Genomic DNA, 15,657 nt, shown 5'->3' with positions numbered 1-15,657 from the left:
ACAGGCCGAACCTGAAAGAATGTGGTGATAAACGGGTAGTGATTTGGGCCGAGCTTTTGCGACCCGCAGGGTCGCGCAATCCGCCGCCAGCGGCGGATTGCAACTCGTCGGAGCTCGTTGCTGCTCTCCGCTGGCGGCGACCCGCTTAAACCAAGAGCGAGTAGCGCGATTCAGAGAATCGCCGTCCTCGGCAAGAGCGACGCTTTAGCGGCGCGAGGGGGGCGCGCCGAGGACGAATCTCGCAGAATGGGGTGCCGAATGAGGCTTCGGCCCACCCGGGGAGCGCGCAGCCCGAACCTGACAGTCATGGACGGTGAATGGGGCGAACTGTTACCCAAACTTTTGCGACCCTTTAGGGTCGCGTGGGCCGGACGCCTCCTCTCGGGAGGCCCGCAACCCGCCGCTTGCGCGTCGAGAGTTGTCGTTCCTCCCGGGCGTCTGACCCGCTTCGGTTGACCGTGAATAAGGTATTGCCAAACGGGTCGAAGCCTGCGGGGCCTAAAGCAACGTTAGTTGCGGGCCTCCGCTGGGGGAGGCTTCGGCCCGCGCGGCTCTACGAGCCGCAGGAGCACAAATAGTGTAGAGGCTATCGGTTACTTAGGGTAGCTCCAGCCGATTGCCCACCGCGGGCACGCGTCCCCGTTTATTCCGAGAGGCAACGCAACTGAAGACCGTGAGCCCGGTAACTGGCATAGTTCGGATAGAGATCGTGTGGGCGGAAAAACAAGAACACCGCATTCGGCTCGATATCCGTAGAAGCCCAGTTGAACCCATTGCTGCCGACACCCTCCAACCCGCCATTGGTCCTCTCGCGGTAGCCCGGGGCGGGACACTTCGAACCCCGCCCGGCAGAACGATAAAGAACAAACAACAAAATACAAATGATTACCACAGAACAAATTAAAGAGCTTGTAAGGCGCCAGGATGCGCTGAGGAGGCATCTTTGACCTGGACGGCAAACGTCTGGAGTTAAAGAAAGAAGAGGCCGCCACCCTCGCCCCCGACTTTTGGGACGACGCCGAGCGCGCCCAGGCACAACTGAAGAAAGTGGCCTCCATCAAATCGTGGGTCGTGGACTACGACGCCATTGCCACCGCCATGGACGAACTCAACCTCGTTCCCGAATTCATCAAAGAAGGCGCGGCCACCGAAGAAGACCTCGACACGGCGTATGACAAAGCCCTGAAGCTGATCGAAGCCTTGGAGATGCGCAACATGCTCCGTTCCGAGGAAGATAAGATGGGCGCCATTATGGAGATCAACTCCGGCGCCGGCGGCACCGAAGCCTTGGACTGGGCCTCGATGCTCCTGCGCATGTACACCCGCTGGGGCGAACGGAACGGTTACACCGTCAAAGTGCTCGACATCCAGGACGGCGACGAAGTCGGCGTCAAATCCGCCATGATCGAATTCGTCGGCGACTACGCCTACGGCTACCTCAAGAGCGAAAACGGCGTCCACCGGATGGTACGGCTCTCGCCCTTCAACGCCAACAACAAGCGGCAGACCACCTTTGCGAGCGTCTTCGTCTCGCCCGCCGTGGACGACACCATCGAAATCGTCATCAATGCCGGAGACATCAAGTGGGACACCTACCGCAGCAGCGGCGCAGGAGGACAGAACGTCAATAAAGTCGAGACCGGGGTTCGGTTGTACCACATCCCGACCGGCATCGTCATCGAGAACACCGAGACCCGCTCGCAGATCATGAACAAGGAGAACGCCCTGCGCATCCTGCGATCGAAGCTCTACCAGCTCGAAATGGAGAAACGCATGGCCGCCCAAGCCGAGCTCGAAGGGCAGAAAAAGAAGATCGAGTGGGGTTCCCAGATCCGCAGCTACGTCTTCGACGACCGCCGCGTCAAAGACCACCGCACCTCCCACCAGACCTCCGACGTCGAACGCGTCATGGACGGCGAGATCGACGACTTTATCAAAGCCTACCTGATGGAATTCGGCGGTCAGGCATAGAAACATTCGGAAATAAACGATTAAAAAACATCAACGCTATGAAATGGTTATCTGAATTCAAGCAATTCGCCATGCGCGGCAACGTGGTCGATATGGCCGTCGGTATCATCATCGGTGCCGCTTTCGGCAAGATCGTCAGCTCGCTGGTCAGCGACGTGATGATGCCCCCGATCGGCGTGCTGCTCGGCGGCGTCGACTTCTCCGACCTCGCTTTCACCCTGAAAAAAGCCGTCGGCGACGAGCCCGCCGTGGTGATCGGTTACGGGAAATTCATCCAGACCATCATCGACTTCATCATCATCGCCTTCTCCATCTTCGCCCTCGTGAAAGTGATGAACACCCTGAAGAGCAAGACCGAGAAAGCGAAAGCCGACGAACCGGCCGCACCCGTTGCGCCGACCAAGGATCAGGAGCTCCTGACCGAGATCCGCGACCTGTTGAAAGCACGCAACGACAATAAATAGATCGCTCCGAACGTCATTAAGCAATGGGACTGATCTCCACCTTTTCGCGAAAAGACAAAAAAGAGGTTCCTTCGCTCAGCGATTTCACCTCCACAGTAACATACAAAACCGTGAGAAACATACTGATTACCGGCGGTGCTGGCTTTATCGGCTCGCACGTCGTGCGGCTCTTTTGCAAGAACTACCCCGACTATCAGGTCTACAACCTCGACAAACTCACCTATGCCGGGAATCTGGAGAACCTGAAAGACGTGGCTTCGGCATGTCCGAGTTATCACTTTATCAAAGGCGATATTTGCGACATCGACCACCTGCGTCGGATCTTCGCCGACCATCGGATCGACGGCGTCATCCACCTGGCCGCCGAGAGCCACGTAGACCGCTCGATCAAAGACCCCTTCGCCTTTGCCCAGACCAACGTACTGGGGACAATCGCCTTGTTGCAGGCCGCTCGGGAGTACTGGTCTTCCGAAGCGGGCGGCGGGATGGCCGGCAAGCGATTCTACCACATCTCGACCGACGAAGTCTACGGCTCGTTGCACGACCCCGGCACCTTCTTCGTCGAGACCACCGCTTATGACCCACAGTCGCCGTACTCCGCCTCCAAGGCGTCGAGCGACCACTTCGTCCGGGCCTTCGGGAATACCTACGGCCTGCCGATTGTGATTTCGAACTGCTCCAACAACTACGGCCCCAATCAGTTTCCGGAGAAGCTCATCCCGCTGTTCATCAATAATATCCGCCACGGGAAGCCGCTGCCTGTTTACGGGACGGGCGAAAACGTGCGCGACTGGCTCTACGTGGTGGATCACGCGCGGGCCATCGACACCATCTTTCACCGGGGGCGGGACGGAGAGACCTATAACATCGGCGGTTTCAACGAGTGGCGCAACATCGACCTGATCAAAGTGATGATCCGCACCGCAGACCGCCTGCTGGGGAATCCCGAGGGCCATTCCGACGGGCTGATCACCTACGTGCAGGATCGGGCCGGGCATGACAAACGGTACGCCATCGACTCCACCAAACTGCACGAGGAGTTGGGCTGGGAGCCTTCGTTGCAGTTCGAGGAGGGGATCGAAAAGACCATCCGGTGGTATCTGGACAACCAGGAGTGGATGGATAACATCACCAGCGGCGCGTACGAAAAGTACTATGCCGAGATGTACGGCAATCGGTAACGAATCTGAATGAAAGGAACGATGCGGAAAAAGATAGTCGTTACGGGCTCCAACGGTCAGTTGGGGAGCGAATTGCGGGCGATCGACCGCGCCGGGAGGTATCGGGCCGGGTACGAGTTCGTCTTTACGGACGTCGCGGAACTGGATATTACGGATGCGGCGGCAGTCCAGGCTTTTGTCGGGCATGAACGTCCGCAGTGGATCGTGAATGCGGCGGCCTATACGGCGGTGGATCGGGCCGAGTCGGATGCGGAACGGGCCGAACTGCTCAATGCCACGGCTGTCCGGAACCTCGTTTCTGCCGCCGAGGCGGTGGGCGCGGGATTCGTACAGGTTTCGACCGACTATGTCTTCGACGGGCTTCGTCCGGCTGACGAACATGCCCTGACCGAGGAGGAGCCGACCGGTCCGCAGTCTGTCTACGGGCGGACGAAGCTGGCGGGCGAAGCGGCAGCTTTGGCTTACGATCGGAGTTTTGTCGTGCGGACGGCGTGGCTGTACAGCACCTACGGGAATAATTTCGTAAAGACGATGTTGCGGTTGGGTGCCGAGCGGTCGGAGTTGGGCGTGGTGGCGGATCAGTGGGGGACGCCGACTTATGCGCGGGACTTGGCGGCGGCGATTATGGAGATGGTCGCTTTTGCCGACGAGCATCCGGCTGCAGCCGGTTTCGGGCTGTATCATTATACGAATGGCGGTCGGACGAATTGGTGCGAGTTTGCGCAGGAGATTATGCGGTTGGGGGGACGGAATTGCGCGGTTCGTGCCATTACGACGGCCGAGTATCCGGCAGCGGCGGCTCGACCGGCGTGGTCGGTGCTGTCGACCGAACGGATCCGGGCGACTTTCGGCGTTCTCGTACCGGATTGGCGCGAGAGCTTAGCCGAGTGCGTCCGCAGCCTGAATTCTGCGGAGCCTGAGGCGTAGTTGACAGCGTGACAGTTTCGTCCGGTGTGAGCGGCGTGACGGATGGGGTAGAGGCTGCCAGTTGAAATGCTGGCGCATTTCCCGTCCACGGGACGTGGGGCCCGCGCGGCCCGAGCGCAGTACCCTCAAACTAAAACGCGCGCCAACGCCTAAAGAAGCGATTCAGCTATTTCGGCGGTAGCCGAATATAGATGAATCGCGCAAGGCGCGCGAAAAAAGAACAATGCGCAAACACCGTCGCCCGCCCGCCTAAAGAGGGATTTCGCTCATTTTGCGTCAGCAAAATTGAGATGAAATCCCAGCGGGCGACGGAAGTGGCGGAGCGAAAGCGGAGCCGCAGTGAGGTGGACACGGGGCGGAGAATTGGGGCGAGCTTTGAGTTGAGAGCGAGTAGCGCGATTCTGAAGGGAATCGCCGTCTTCGGGCGCAGCGACGCATTAGCGGCGCGTGGGGGCGCCCCGGGAGCGCGCAAGCCCGGACCCGACAGAATTGGAGCAGTGAATGGGTGTTTTGCTTCTGCAACTCGTCGGCGCTCGTTGCTGCTCTCCGCTGGCGGCGAACTACTATAGGCTGAGGATGAATTCGACAGAAAGGGGTAGTGCTTATGCGACCCTTTGGGTCGCGCGGGCCGGACGCCTGCCCACGCTCGGCCCGCAACACGCCGCTTGCGCGTCGAGAATTGCGGCACCTCCCGGGCGTCCGTCCACCCAAAGTCAACCAAAAGTAGGGTAGAGGCTGCCATTAAAACATCCTGTGGGTGCCTGTTTATTCCGAGAGGCAACGCAACTGAAGACCGTTGGCACGGCCATGCGTATAGTAAGGGTGAAGGCGCTCCGCACTGAAATCCAAGTATACCCCGTTGCTGTCGTCCGTGGCAGCCGACCAATTGAAACCGTAGTTGCCGATGCTGCACAATTCGCCATTGACTCTTTCGCGGTAGCCCGGGGCGGGCGCATTCGAAAGTTAAGAGGCCCCTCGCTACCTCCATAGTAAAGCATTCCTCCAGACGTTAATTCACAGATAAGATGGACTTCGTACTGCATTCCGACTTCGCCCCTACCGGCGACCAACCCGAAGCGATCGCCGCTTTGGTGCGCTCGTTGCAGGACGGGACACGCCATAACACCCTGCTGGGCGTCACCGGCTCCGGGAAGACCTTCACCATGGCCAACGTCATTCGGGAGCTCGGCAAACCCGCCCTCGTGCTCAGCCACAACAAGACCCTCGCCGCACAGCTCTACGGCGAATTCCGCGGTTTTTTCCCCGAGAACGCCGTCGAATATTTCGTCTCCTACTACGACTACTACCAGCCCGAAGCCTACCTCCCCACCTCCGACACCTACATCGAGAAAGACCTCTCCATCAACGACGAGATCGAGAAATTGCGCCTGAGCACCACCAGCTCGCTGCTCTCCGGGCGGAACGATATCGTCGTCGTCAGCTCCGTATCCTGCCTCTACGGGATCGGGAACCCATCGGACTTCCACGCCAATACCATTCAGATCAAGCAGGGCGAAGACTTTCCCCGGCAGAAACTGCTCTACCAGCTCGTGGACGGCCTCTACTCCCGGAACGACATCGAGTTCAGCCGCGGCACCTTCCGTGTCGCCGGTGATACGGTCGACGTGCACGTGGCCTATGGCGACAAAGCTTACCGGATTGTGCAGTGGGGCGACACCGTCGAAGAAATTCACTCCATCGACCCGGTTACCGGCCAGCGGCTCGCACAGCTCGACCGCGTGACCATCTACCCCGCCAATATCTTCGTCACCACCCGCGACCGCATCAACTCGGCCGTCATTCAGATTCAGCACGACCTCTCGGCTCAGTACGACTTCTTCATGCAGCGCGGCGAAGAGCAGTACGCCAAGCGGCTCAAACAGCGTGTCGAGTATGACCTGGAGATGATCAAGGAGCTGGGTTACTGCTCCGGAATCGAAAACTATTCGCGCTACTTCGACGGCCGGCTGCCCGGGACACGACCCTTCTGCCTGCTGGACTACTTCCCGGACGACTTCCTGATTATCATCGACGAGAGCCACGTGACCATTCCTCAGATCCGCGCCATGTACGGCGGCGACCATGCCCGGAAGAAGAACCTCGTGGAGTACGGTTTCCGGCTTCCGGCCGCCATCGACAACCGGCCGCTGAAGTTCGAGGAGTTCGAGGCGTTGGTGCCCCAGGCCGTTTACGTGAGCGCCACCCCGGCCGACTACGAGCTGAACAAGTCGGAAGGGGTGGTGGTCGAACAGGTGATCCGTCCGACGGGGCTGCTCGATCCGGAGATCGAGATCCGTCCGACGGCCGACCAGATCGACGACCTGATCGGCGAGATCGAGCTGCGGGCAGAGAAAGATCAACGCGTGCTGGTCACGACCCTGACCAAGCGGATGGCCGAAGAGCTGACCCGTTATTTCGAGAAGATGGGCATCCGTTGCCGGTACATCCATTCGGATGTGGACACGCTGGAGCGGATCGAGATCATGGACGACCTGCGAGCCGGCCGGTTCGACGTCTTGGTGGGAGTCAACCTGCTGCGCGAGGGGCTGGACTTGCCGGAGGTTTCGTTGGTGGCGATTATGGACGCCGACAAGGAGGGTTTCCTGCGTTCGGCTCGTTCGCTGACCCAGACGGCGGGCCGCGCCGCGAGACACTTGGAGGGACGGGTGATTATGTATGCGGACAAGATCACGGATTCGATGCGCCAGACGATCGACGAGACGGAGCGTCGCCGCGAAAAGCAGATGAATTACAATGTCGCGCACGGCATTACGCCTCAGGCGGTGCAGAAGATGAGCAAATCGACCCTCGGCGAAGGTTCTCCGCTGGCCGCCTCTCTGCCCTCCGCCAAGGTGGCTGCCGCGGGGGCGACGACGGTCGAACGGCCGTTCGGAACGGGCAGCGCGACGGGAGATGCGGGAGTGGTGTACGATATGGAGGCTCCGTTGTCGATGGTGGCAGACCCGGTGGTGGATTATATGTCGGCATCGGATATCGAGAGTGCGATCGCCCGGGCGCGGGAGATGATGGAACAGGCGGCCAAAGAGTTGGACTTCCTGACCGCGGCGCGTTATCGGGACGAGATGTTTGCTTTGCAGCGCAAGCTGCCGTCGTCGGAGCATGCGGGGAGAGTTTCGCCGTCGGTTAAGAGCAGTGTGCGAGGCGAATCGAAAGCGGGGGTAGGTAAGTCGCGGAAGCGGACGAAGATTTTGTAGTTGAGATGTTTCCAGCCCGGCCTTCGCCGGGCTTTTTTGTGCCGTGCGTTGGTTTGGGCCATCGGCAGCTGGAGGATGCGTAAGCATCCGTCTAAAGTTTGGCTACACCTTCCTCCTGGCACCTCGGCCATTCAAACAAGTTTGATGGCTCTCGGTTGCTGCGTCGGTTCTTTGGTTCTTTCTGTTCACAGAAAGAACAGTACCCTCAAACCAACGCGCGCCACGCTTTAGGAGGGAAATCGTCAAAATGTGCTGGCACGTTTTGACAAGATTTCCCCAGGCGCGCGAATAAAGCTCGCCAGCGCGCGGACGAAGAACGGGGGTAGAGGCGGCCAGTAAACCACCCGAAGGGTGCGCCCGCCCGGCGTAAGGGCAGTACCCTCCTGTAGGACGACGCGCGCCACGCCTGAAGAAGCGATTCAACTATTTCGGCGGTAGCCGAATATAGCTGAATCGCGCAAGGCGCGCGGACAAAGAACGGCGCGCGAAAAAACTCGATCCTGCACGAAAAATCCGTCACCCGCCCGCTTAAAGAGGAATTTCACTCGTTTTGCGGTGAGCAAAATCGAGATGAAATCCCAGCGAGCGACGGCACGCGGCGGAGCGACAGCGGAGCCGTAGTGATGCTGACACGGGGCAGAGAACTGGGCTGAACTTCTGCGGCTCTTTGAGCCGCGCAGTTCGCCGCCACCCCATGCGGCGGACTGCAACTCGACGGAGCTCGTTGCGTCCCCGCTGGCGGCGAACTGCTAAAACCGAGGACGAATGGGCCGAGCTTTTGCGGTTCTCCGAATCGCCGACCTTGTCGCCCAGCGGCTTTGCCGCTCGGGGGGATGGGCGCCAGGCCGAAACCGATAGACTGGGCGGTGAACAAGGCACTGCTTTAGCGACCCAAAGGGTCGCTCGGGCCGGCGCCACCCCCGGCGTAGGGCCGCAACCTCGCTATGCTCATGCAGCCCCCGCTGGCCCCGGCCGCATAAAGTCAATCCACAGATAGGGTAGACCCGGATAGCTTTCGCGTGCCGAGCGTCCCCGTTTATTCCGAGAGGCAACGCAACTGAAGACCATGGCCACGAGGACTCGTATCGCAGGGGTCGAGATACTGCGCCGCGAAATGCAAAAATAAGCCATTGATCCCGCTGCCCCCGGACGACCAGCTGTAACCATTGTTGCCGATGTGGCCCAGCACACCCGGTCGCCCATTGTTCCCCGCGTCGCGGAAGCCCGGGGCGGCCGAGCGACCCTCATTCAGGCCCTGTGGATCCAAACAGGGATTTACGTATAAATACCCATCTAAAATAGGTGATAAGACTATCCGACGATCTTATCGCCCGATGTACTTTTGTTTACCGGTAATCGACACCGACTCTATCCATGGGAAAATATTTCGACGAACTGATGCAGGATCACCGCTTCCGCGAGGGGCTGAACGCCTGTATGAATTGCGGAGCCTGCACAGCGGTTTGTCCCGCGGCGGAGTACTACAACTACGACCCGCGGCAGATCGTCGACGACGTGCAGGCCCGCGACGATGCCAGCATCGAAGCCTTGATGAAAAGCGATACCATCTGGTACTGCGGCGAATGTATGTCGTGCCGTCCGCGGTGTCCGCGGGGGAATACGCCGGCTTATGTGATTCAGGCCTTGCGGCGGTTGTCCCAGAAATACGGCTTTTTCACCGAGTCCGAAAAAGGACGCCAGCAGTATGCCTTGGGGAGGCTGTTGGGGCAGAATATGATGGAGTTGGGGTATTGCGTTCATCCGACGCGTGTCGCGCCGCGGATGCACCCGGAGCAGGGCCCGGTGTGGGCGTGGGTGCACGACCACGACGACGACCTTTTCGCCCGGTTCACGGACAATTACAAAAAAGCGGGGCCGGGTCCGGCTCGTGCGATCGATCCGGAGAGCCTGGCGGAGTTTCGCCGCATTTTCGATGTGAGCGGCGGCACGGAGTTTCTCGAAAACATCGAGCGCTGTTCGATGCGAAAGGCGGCGGAATTGGGGATGGATGAGGAGGAATACCTGAACTATGTCTATACGTTCAACAGCGGTCATCACACCTTGTGATTGATCGTTCTTTTCTCGTTCCTTGTCCCGCCTCGAACTGTTCTTTTTCTGAAGAAAAAGAACCAAAAAGACTTTCGACGGATGCTTCGCATCCTAAAGCTGCCGGCGGCCCGGTTCTCGGACTCTTCTTTGGGCCGGGAGTTGTAGCGCGCATGGGGTTTAGCTCGCATTAAGCGCGCTACAACCCCGACCCAAAAGGAACCACAGATAATGAGGACTGCGGAGCCTAAGGCGTAGCGTAGCTATCATAAAAGTTTTTGGTGCCGCTTTTTACAAAAAGCGGCAGTTCCCTGCGGGTAGACACGGCAAACAAACGATAAAACATGAGAGATGCAATATAGATTCGCCAACTGGCAGGAATACAGCAAAGAGATCGCCGACGATCATTATTATTACGCCCGGAGCTGCATTCGGCAGAACTTCTTTCCCGGCTCCGAGAAAGCCTTTCTCGATATCCTGCGGAACGACCTCGGGATGGACATCATCGAAGACCCCCGGCACACCACCTGTACCGGCATCGGCTACCACTCCGACGTCGTGCCCCTGGAGACCACCATGGCCATCGTAGCCCGTCAGTTCGCCCTGATGACCGAGTGCGGCTACGAGAACTACGTCGCCTCGTGCATCACCTCCTTCGGGATCTATAGCGAAGTGCTCGACATGTGGCACCACTTTCCCGAATTGGAAGAAAAAGCCCGCGAGAACCTCTTCAAAGCCACCGGCCGCGAATTTCGGAAACCCAAGACCTTGGTTCACACCTCCGATTTGATGTTCCACGTGCGCGAACAGATCGCCGCCAAAGGCGTGCGGCAGTTGGTGAATGCCGAGACCGGCGAACCCCTCAAAGTCGTCGACCACATCGGCTGCCACTACGCCAAAGTTTTTCCCAAGAAAGGGATCGGCGGAGCCGAGTTTCCTTACGTGTTGGCCGGCATGGTCGAGTCCTGGGGCGGCACCTCCGTAGACTACCCCGAACGGCGCCACTGCTGCGGATTCGGCTTTCGGAACTACCTCGTGCAGGCCAACCGCGGCTATTCCGTCGCCAACTCCCAGAAGAAACTCGAATCCATGGCCCCGTATCACCCCGACTTTATCGTCGCCAATTGTCCCGGCTGCGCCATGTTTCTCGACCGGTGGCAATTCACCCTCAACGCCATGACCGGCAGCCGGTATGCCATCCCCGTCCTCACCTACGAAGAGATGGCCGGCCTCGTGATGGGGATCGACCCGTGGGACCTGGGCTTTCAGATGCACCAGGTGCCTGTCGAGCCCCTGCTGGACAAACTGGGCGTCGAGTACGACCCCTCGGCCAAATATCTGGGCAAGAACGGCAAATTCATCGGCCAGCCCTTATCGACCGAAGCCTACAATTCCACCACCTTATAAACGACCACACAAACCAGCCTATGGCACAGGAACGCATATTGGTGATCGGCGGCGGCATCGCGGGGATGCAAGCCGCCGCAGTTTTGCGCGAAGAGGGTTTTTCGCCGTTGATTCTCGAACGTTCCTCCTCGTTGGGAGGCCACGTAGCCGATTGGGATCGGCTTTTTCCCACCCAGTTGCCCGCCCGGGAGGTGATCGACGAACTTTCGGCGGCCGTGCAGGAGATCGAAACGAAGATCGGGTGCGAAATCGCCTCCCTGACCTCCGATGCAAGCGGCGTGACCGCAGTGACCGCAGACGGCGAACGGTATGAAGGGCGCGCCGCGGTGGTGGCGACGGGCTTCGACCTGTTCGACGCGCGGCTCAAGGAGGAGTACGGCTACGGGATGTACGAAAACGTCGTCACCTCGGCCGAACTCGAACGGATGTTCCGCACGGGACGGGTCGCGATGCGCAGCGGCGAGGCGCCCGAACGGGTCGCGATACTGCACTGCGTAGGCTCGCGGGACGAGAAAGTGGGACAGTTCCACTGCTCTAAAGTGTGTTGCATCACGGGCATCAAGCAGGCGATCGAGCTGACCGAGGCGGTGCCGGGGGTGCAGGTGACCAATTTTTACATGGATTTGCGAGCTTTCGGCAACGGCTACGAGGAGCTGTACCGGAAATCGCAGGTCGAACACGGCGTGACCTATATCCGGGGCCGGATTTCGGAGGCGGGCGAGACGCTCGACAAACGCATCCAGCTCAAGGTCGAGGACACGTTGGTGGGGCGTCCGTTGCGGATGACGGTGGACATGCTGGTGTTGTTGGTGGGGATGCGTGCACCGTCGTGTTGCGGTTCGCTGGGGCTTCCGACGCAGGCGAACGGCTTTTTCGCGCCGCAGAACCCTTATACGGGTACGGTGCTGAGTGCGCAGCGGGGTGTCTACCTGGCGGGTACGGCGACGGGGCCGAAGACGATCGGCGAGACGCTGAACGAGGCAATCGCGGCGGCTCGCCGAATCAAACACGATCTGATGGAATAATCGTTCGTTTATTGTTTTTTGCCCCGTATGGAACCGTACCTTTTCTGAAGAAAAGGTACCCAAAAGACTTTTGGAGGATGCTAACGCATCCTAAAGCTGCCGGCAGCCCAACTCTCGGACTTTCTTTGGGCCGGGAGCAAACGGCGCGCATAGGGTTTAACTCTCATTAAGCGCGCCGTTGCCCCGACCCAAAAGTAATCGCAGAGATTGAGGATTGCGGAGCCTAAGGAGTAGCGTAGCTAACTAAAAGTTCTTTGCGTCGCTTTCTTTCAACCGACGCTGCCAGCGAGCGTAATGCAAACGCAGTTTGCAAATTACCGAGCGGCGAGGAGGAACCGAGTAGCGTACCGAGGGCAGAGACCGCTTGCGGGCTTTGCCGAGGTAGCATGAGGAAGCCGAAGGCAACGCGAAGCCAACAAGCGGCAGTTCCCTGCGGGTAGACACAGATAAATGAATAGATAAAATACATAGTGCATATTATGGCCGGTTCCCCCTGGTATTTCGATCCCTTTGTCATCCCCTTTACCCTCGGCGTCGTATGGTTATTCGGCGCCATCCTTTGGAAATGGGGCAAATGGTTCGTCAAGCTTCCGCAAGAAGACAAAGCCCTTGTTCGGCATAACTTTTTCAGCGCCAAGAGCCTCAAAGCGACGAAAGAAGTCCTCTTGGAATGCCTCATTCACCGGAAGATATGGAAGACCAACCCCATGCTCGGCTTCATGCACATGAGTTTGGCCCTGGGATGGTTCCTGTTGATCGTCGTCGGGAAGTTAGAGACCTCCACCTACATCCACGACGCCGTGAATCCGCCCCACGTCCACGTCTTTTTCCGGTACTTCTTCCCCGAAGAACCCGCCAGCTACGTGCGACACTTCAACTACGCCCTGTTGATGGACTGCCTGTTGATATTCGTGCTGTGCGGCGTGGCGTTGGCGTGGGGTAAGCGGGTCTATTCTCGAATGATGGGGATGCGGCGCACCACTAAACACACCCCCTTCGACCGGATCGCCCTCGCCTCTCTTTGGTTGATCTTCCCCCTGCGTTATCTGGCCGAATCCGTCACCTGCGGCGTGCACGACAGCGGCAGCTTCTTCACCGGCGGGACAGGCGATATGCTCGCTTCCGTAGTGCCGATGGGCATGCTTTCCGCCATGGAGTATCCCGCCTGGTGGGCCTACTCCATCGTGCTCGGCCTCTTTTTCGTCTCCATGCCTTACTCGCGGTACATGCACATCTTCACAGAGATACCGCTGATCTTCCTGCGCACCTACAAAGTGCAGTCAAAGCCCGAAGGGAGCAGCTTCGACCACTTCCAGATACAAGCCTGCTCCCGGTGCGGGATATGCCTTGACCCCTGTCCCATCGCTTCGGACTTGAACATCAATCACATTCAGGCCGCCTATTTCCTGCGCGACCGGCGGTACGGACACCTGACCTCGCAAGTGGCCGACACCTGCCTGATGTGCGGCCGGTGCGCCGAAGCCTGTCCCGTGGGGATCGACCAGGGAACCTTGCGGTTGAGCAGCCGTGTCGGTTTTGCCCGTCAGAGCTCCTTGTACGATGCCCCCCGGTACGAATTTCTCGCCTCCGCCCCCGACCGCTCGGAAGGAGAGGGCCGCGTCGGCTTTTTCGCCGGCTGCATGACCCAGCTCACCCCCGGCGTGATGCGGTCGATGGAGAAGATCTTCGCCGCCGCAGGTGTTGACGTCTGGTGGGCCGACAAAAACGGCGGAGTCTGCTGCGGCCGTCCGATGCGGCTGAGCGGCAACCTTCCGGCAGCGGAAAAGATGCAGCAGTATAATACCGAACTGTTCCGCCGCCACGGGATTACGACCCTCGTGACCGGCTGCCCCATCTGCTATAAGAGCTTTACGCAAGAGTATAAAGAGCTGAAAAATATGGGGATACGCGTTCTGCACCACACCCAGTATATCGCCGAGCTGATTGCCGGAGGGCGGCTCAAGACTTCGGTCGTGCAATCCTCGTATGTCTATCACGACCCGTGCGAGTTGCGGGGGATTTATGCCGAACCGCGGTATGTGCTCTCTCACGTCGCGACCCTGACCAACGCCGAGAGCCTCAAAAAAGACCGCGTGCACTGTTGCGGCGGCAGCCTCGCCAATCTGACCCTGGACACGGCCGCGCAGACCCGGATCGGGGCGACCGTTGTGCGGAACCTGACGGCGACCGGTGCCGAAACCATCGTGACGAGCTGTCCCCAGTGCAAAAAATCGCTTCAGCGTGCAGCCGGCAACGATCGGGTGCGGGTGGCCGACATCGCCGAAGTGGTGGCCGAAGCGGTTTGAGAGTCGGGATAATTTCGTTAATTTGCACCGCAACCGAGAGAGAATCGAACATCCTATGCAACAATATTTGGACCTGTTGCGCCACGTGCGCGACCACGGCACGTGCAAGAGCGACCGAACCGGCACCGGCACCGTCAGCCTATTCGGCTATCAGATGCGGTTCGACCTGAGCCAGGGATTTCCGTGCCTGACGACGAAAAAGCTGCACTTGCGGTCGATCATCCACGAACTGCTGTGGTTCCTGCGCGGCGATACCAATATCAAGTACCTCAATGACAACGGGGTGACGATTTGGGACGAGTGGGCCGACCCGGCGACGGGCGACCTCGGACATGTCTACGGCTACCAGTGGCGGAGCTGGCCGACCCCTTCCGGTGAACACATCGACCAGATCGCTCAGGTCGTCGATTCGCTGCGGCACAATCCCGACAGCCGTCGGCACATCGTTTCGGCATGGAACGTGGCCGACATTCCGACCATGGCTTTGCCGCCTTGCCATGCTTTGTTCCAGTTTTACGTGGCCGACGGGCGGCTGTCGTGTCAGCTCTATCAGCGGTCAGCCGACCTGTTTCTCGGCGTGCCGTTCAACATCGCCTCGTATGCCCTTCTGACGCTGATGATGGCTCAGGTGACGGGGCTCGAACCGGGCGAGTTTATCCATACGTTGGGCGATGCGCACATCTATCTGAATCATCTGGAGCAGGTGGAGACCCAGCTGAGCCGGACGCCGCGTCCGTTGCCGACGATGCGAATCAATCCGGCCGTCCGGGATATTTTCGGATTTTCTTACGAAGATTTCTCGTTGGAAGGCTACGACCCGTGGCCATCCATTAAGGCCCCGATCGCCGTGTAGGGTCGCCGGGATTTGAGAGACCGTGGGTTGCTGCGCGTTGTTGGGGTAGAGGCTGGCAGTAGAAATGCGTAAGCATTTCCCGTCCACGGGACGTGGGGCCCGCTTGGCCGACGCGTTCGCGTCATGGCGCGCGGCCGTTACTATTCCTTCTTAGCCTAACCGCGCCCGCCCGCTTAAAGGGCATATTCTGCCGGTTGGCATTTGGCCAATCCGGCAAGAATTGCCGCGGGCGACGTTTAGGAGTAGATACGCCTAGCTTTCG

13 protein-coding genes are annotated in these 15,657 nt (G+C 59.2%); 10 read left to right on the top strand and 3 right to left on the bottom strand.

Annotation, left to right across the window (positions count from 1 at the left end; all coding sequences use genetic code 11):
- Positions 1–643: 643 nt before the first annotated feature.
- Positions 644–874: a hypothetical protein gene (locus ACTO3O_RS07750; RefSeq protein ID WP_482596665.1), complete on the bottom strand. Its 231-nt coding sequence runs from the start codon at positions 872–874 to the stop codon at positions 644–646.
- A 7-nt stretch (positions 875–881) separates the two neighbouring features.
- Here ACTO3O_RS07750 and prfB point away from each other — a divergent pair.
- From prfB to rfbD, 4 genes are all read left to right on the top strand, one after another.
- A protein-coding gene (gene prfB / locus ACTO3O_RS07745; RefSeq protein WP_294593113.1) for a peptide chain release factor 2 occupies positions 882–1,971 on the top strand; the annotation gives its coding sequence in 2 pieces (ribosomal slippage) (positions 882–944 and positions 946–1,971; 1,089 coding nt in all).
- 38 nt (positions 1,972–2,009) lie between these two features.
- Entirely contained in the window at positions 2,010–2,435 is a 426-nt protein-coding gene (gene mscL / locus ACTO3O_RS07740; RefSeq protein WP_294593115.1) for a large-conductance mechanosensitive channel protein MscL, read from the top strand.
- 110 nt (positions 2,436–2,545) lie between these two features.
- A complete protein-coding gene (gene rfbB / locus ACTO3O_RS07735) occupies positions 2,546–3,616 on the top strand; it encodes a dTDP-glucose 4,6-dehydratase (protein WP_297830687.1) in 1,071 nt (356 codons plus the stop codon).
- Between the two features lie 9 nt (positions 3,617–3,625).
- A complete protein-coding gene (gene rfbD, locus ACTO3O_RS07730) occupies positions 3,626–4,543 on the top strand; it encodes a dTDP-4-dehydrorhamnose reductase (protein WP_297830689.1) in 918 nt (305 codons plus the stop codon).
- A gap of 765 nt (positions 4,544–5,308) precedes the next feature.
- On the opposite strand, the gene ACTO3O_RS07725 is transcribed toward rfbD, so the two are convergent.
- Positions 5,309–5,458 (bottom strand): hypothetical protein, encoded by a 150-nt coding sequence (locus ACTO3O_RS07725; protein WP_297830691.1) that lies wholly within the window; start codon positions 5,456–5,458, stop codon positions 5,309–5,311.
- 110 nt (positions 5,459–5,568) lie between these two features.
- Here ACTO3O_RS07725 and uvrB point away from each other — a divergent pair, with 110 nt between their 5' ends.
- Positions 5,569–7,758 (top strand): excinuclease ABC subunit UvrB, encoded by a 2,190-nt coding sequence (gene uvrB / locus ACTO3O_RS07720; protein WP_297830693.1) that lies wholly within the window; start codon positions 5,569–5,571, stop codon positions 7,756–7,758.
- Positions 7,759–8,794: 1,036 nt separating this feature from the next.
- Here the strand turns inward: uvrB and ACTO3O_RS07715 are convergent.
- The gene (locus tag ACTO3O_RS07715) at positions 8,795–9,025 is read right to left on the bottom strand and encodes a hypothetical protein (protein ID WP_297830695.1); all 231 of its coding nucleotides are present in this window, start codon (positions 9,023–9,025) and stop codon (positions 8,795–8,797) included.
- 107 nt (positions 9,026–9,132) lie between these two features.
- On the opposite strand from ACTO3O_RS07715, the gene ACTO3O_RS07710 reads away from it, so the two are divergent.
- The 5 genes from ACTO3O_RS07710 to ACTO3O_RS07690 all read left to right on the top strand — a co-directional run bounded on the left by ACTO3O_RS07710 (position 9,133) and on the right by ACTO3O_RS07690 (position 15,395).
- Positions 9,133–9,825, top strand: coding sequence for a 4Fe-4S dicluster domain-containing protein (locus ACTO3O_RS07710; RefSeq protein WP_297628394.1), 693 nt, complete (start codon positions 9,133–9,135; stop codon positions 9,823–9,825).
- Between the two features lie 330 nt (positions 9,826–10,155).
- Positions 10,156–11,211, top strand: coding sequence for a CoB--CoM heterodisulfide reductase iron-sulfur subunit B family protein (locus tag ACTO3O_RS07705; RefSeq protein ID WP_297830698.1), 1,056 nt, complete (start codon positions 10,156–10,158; stop codon positions 11,209–11,211).
- A 20-nt stretch (positions 11,212–11,231) separates the two neighbouring features.
- Positions 11,232–12,236, top strand: coding sequence for an FAD-dependent oxidoreductase (locus tag ACTO3O_RS07700; RefSeq protein WP_297830700.1), 1,005 nt, complete (start codon positions 11,232–11,234; stop codon positions 12,234–12,236).
- 479 nt (positions 12,237–12,715) lie between these two features.
- Positions 12,716–14,542, top strand: a complete 1,827-nt coding sequence (locus ACTO3O_RS07695) for a (Fe-S)-binding protein (RefSeq protein WP_297830702.1) — start codon at positions 12,716–12,718, stop codon at positions 14,540–14,542.
- A 55-nt stretch (positions 14,543–14,597) separates the two neighbouring features.
- Positions 14,598–15,395 carry a thymidylate synthase gene (locus tag ACTO3O_RS07690; protein ID WP_297830703.1) on the top strand — a complete coding sequence of 266 codons (798 nt, stop codon included), beginning with the start codon at positions 14,598–14,600 and terminating at the stop codon, positions 15,393–15,395.
- The last annotated feature ends 262 nt before the right edge of the window (positions 15,396–15,657 follow it).

The organism is Rikenella sp., from assembly GCF_056799795.1.
The sequence above is the reverse complement of the archived record's forward strand: the minus strand, read 5'-3'. Positions and strand labels throughout refer to the sequence as shown.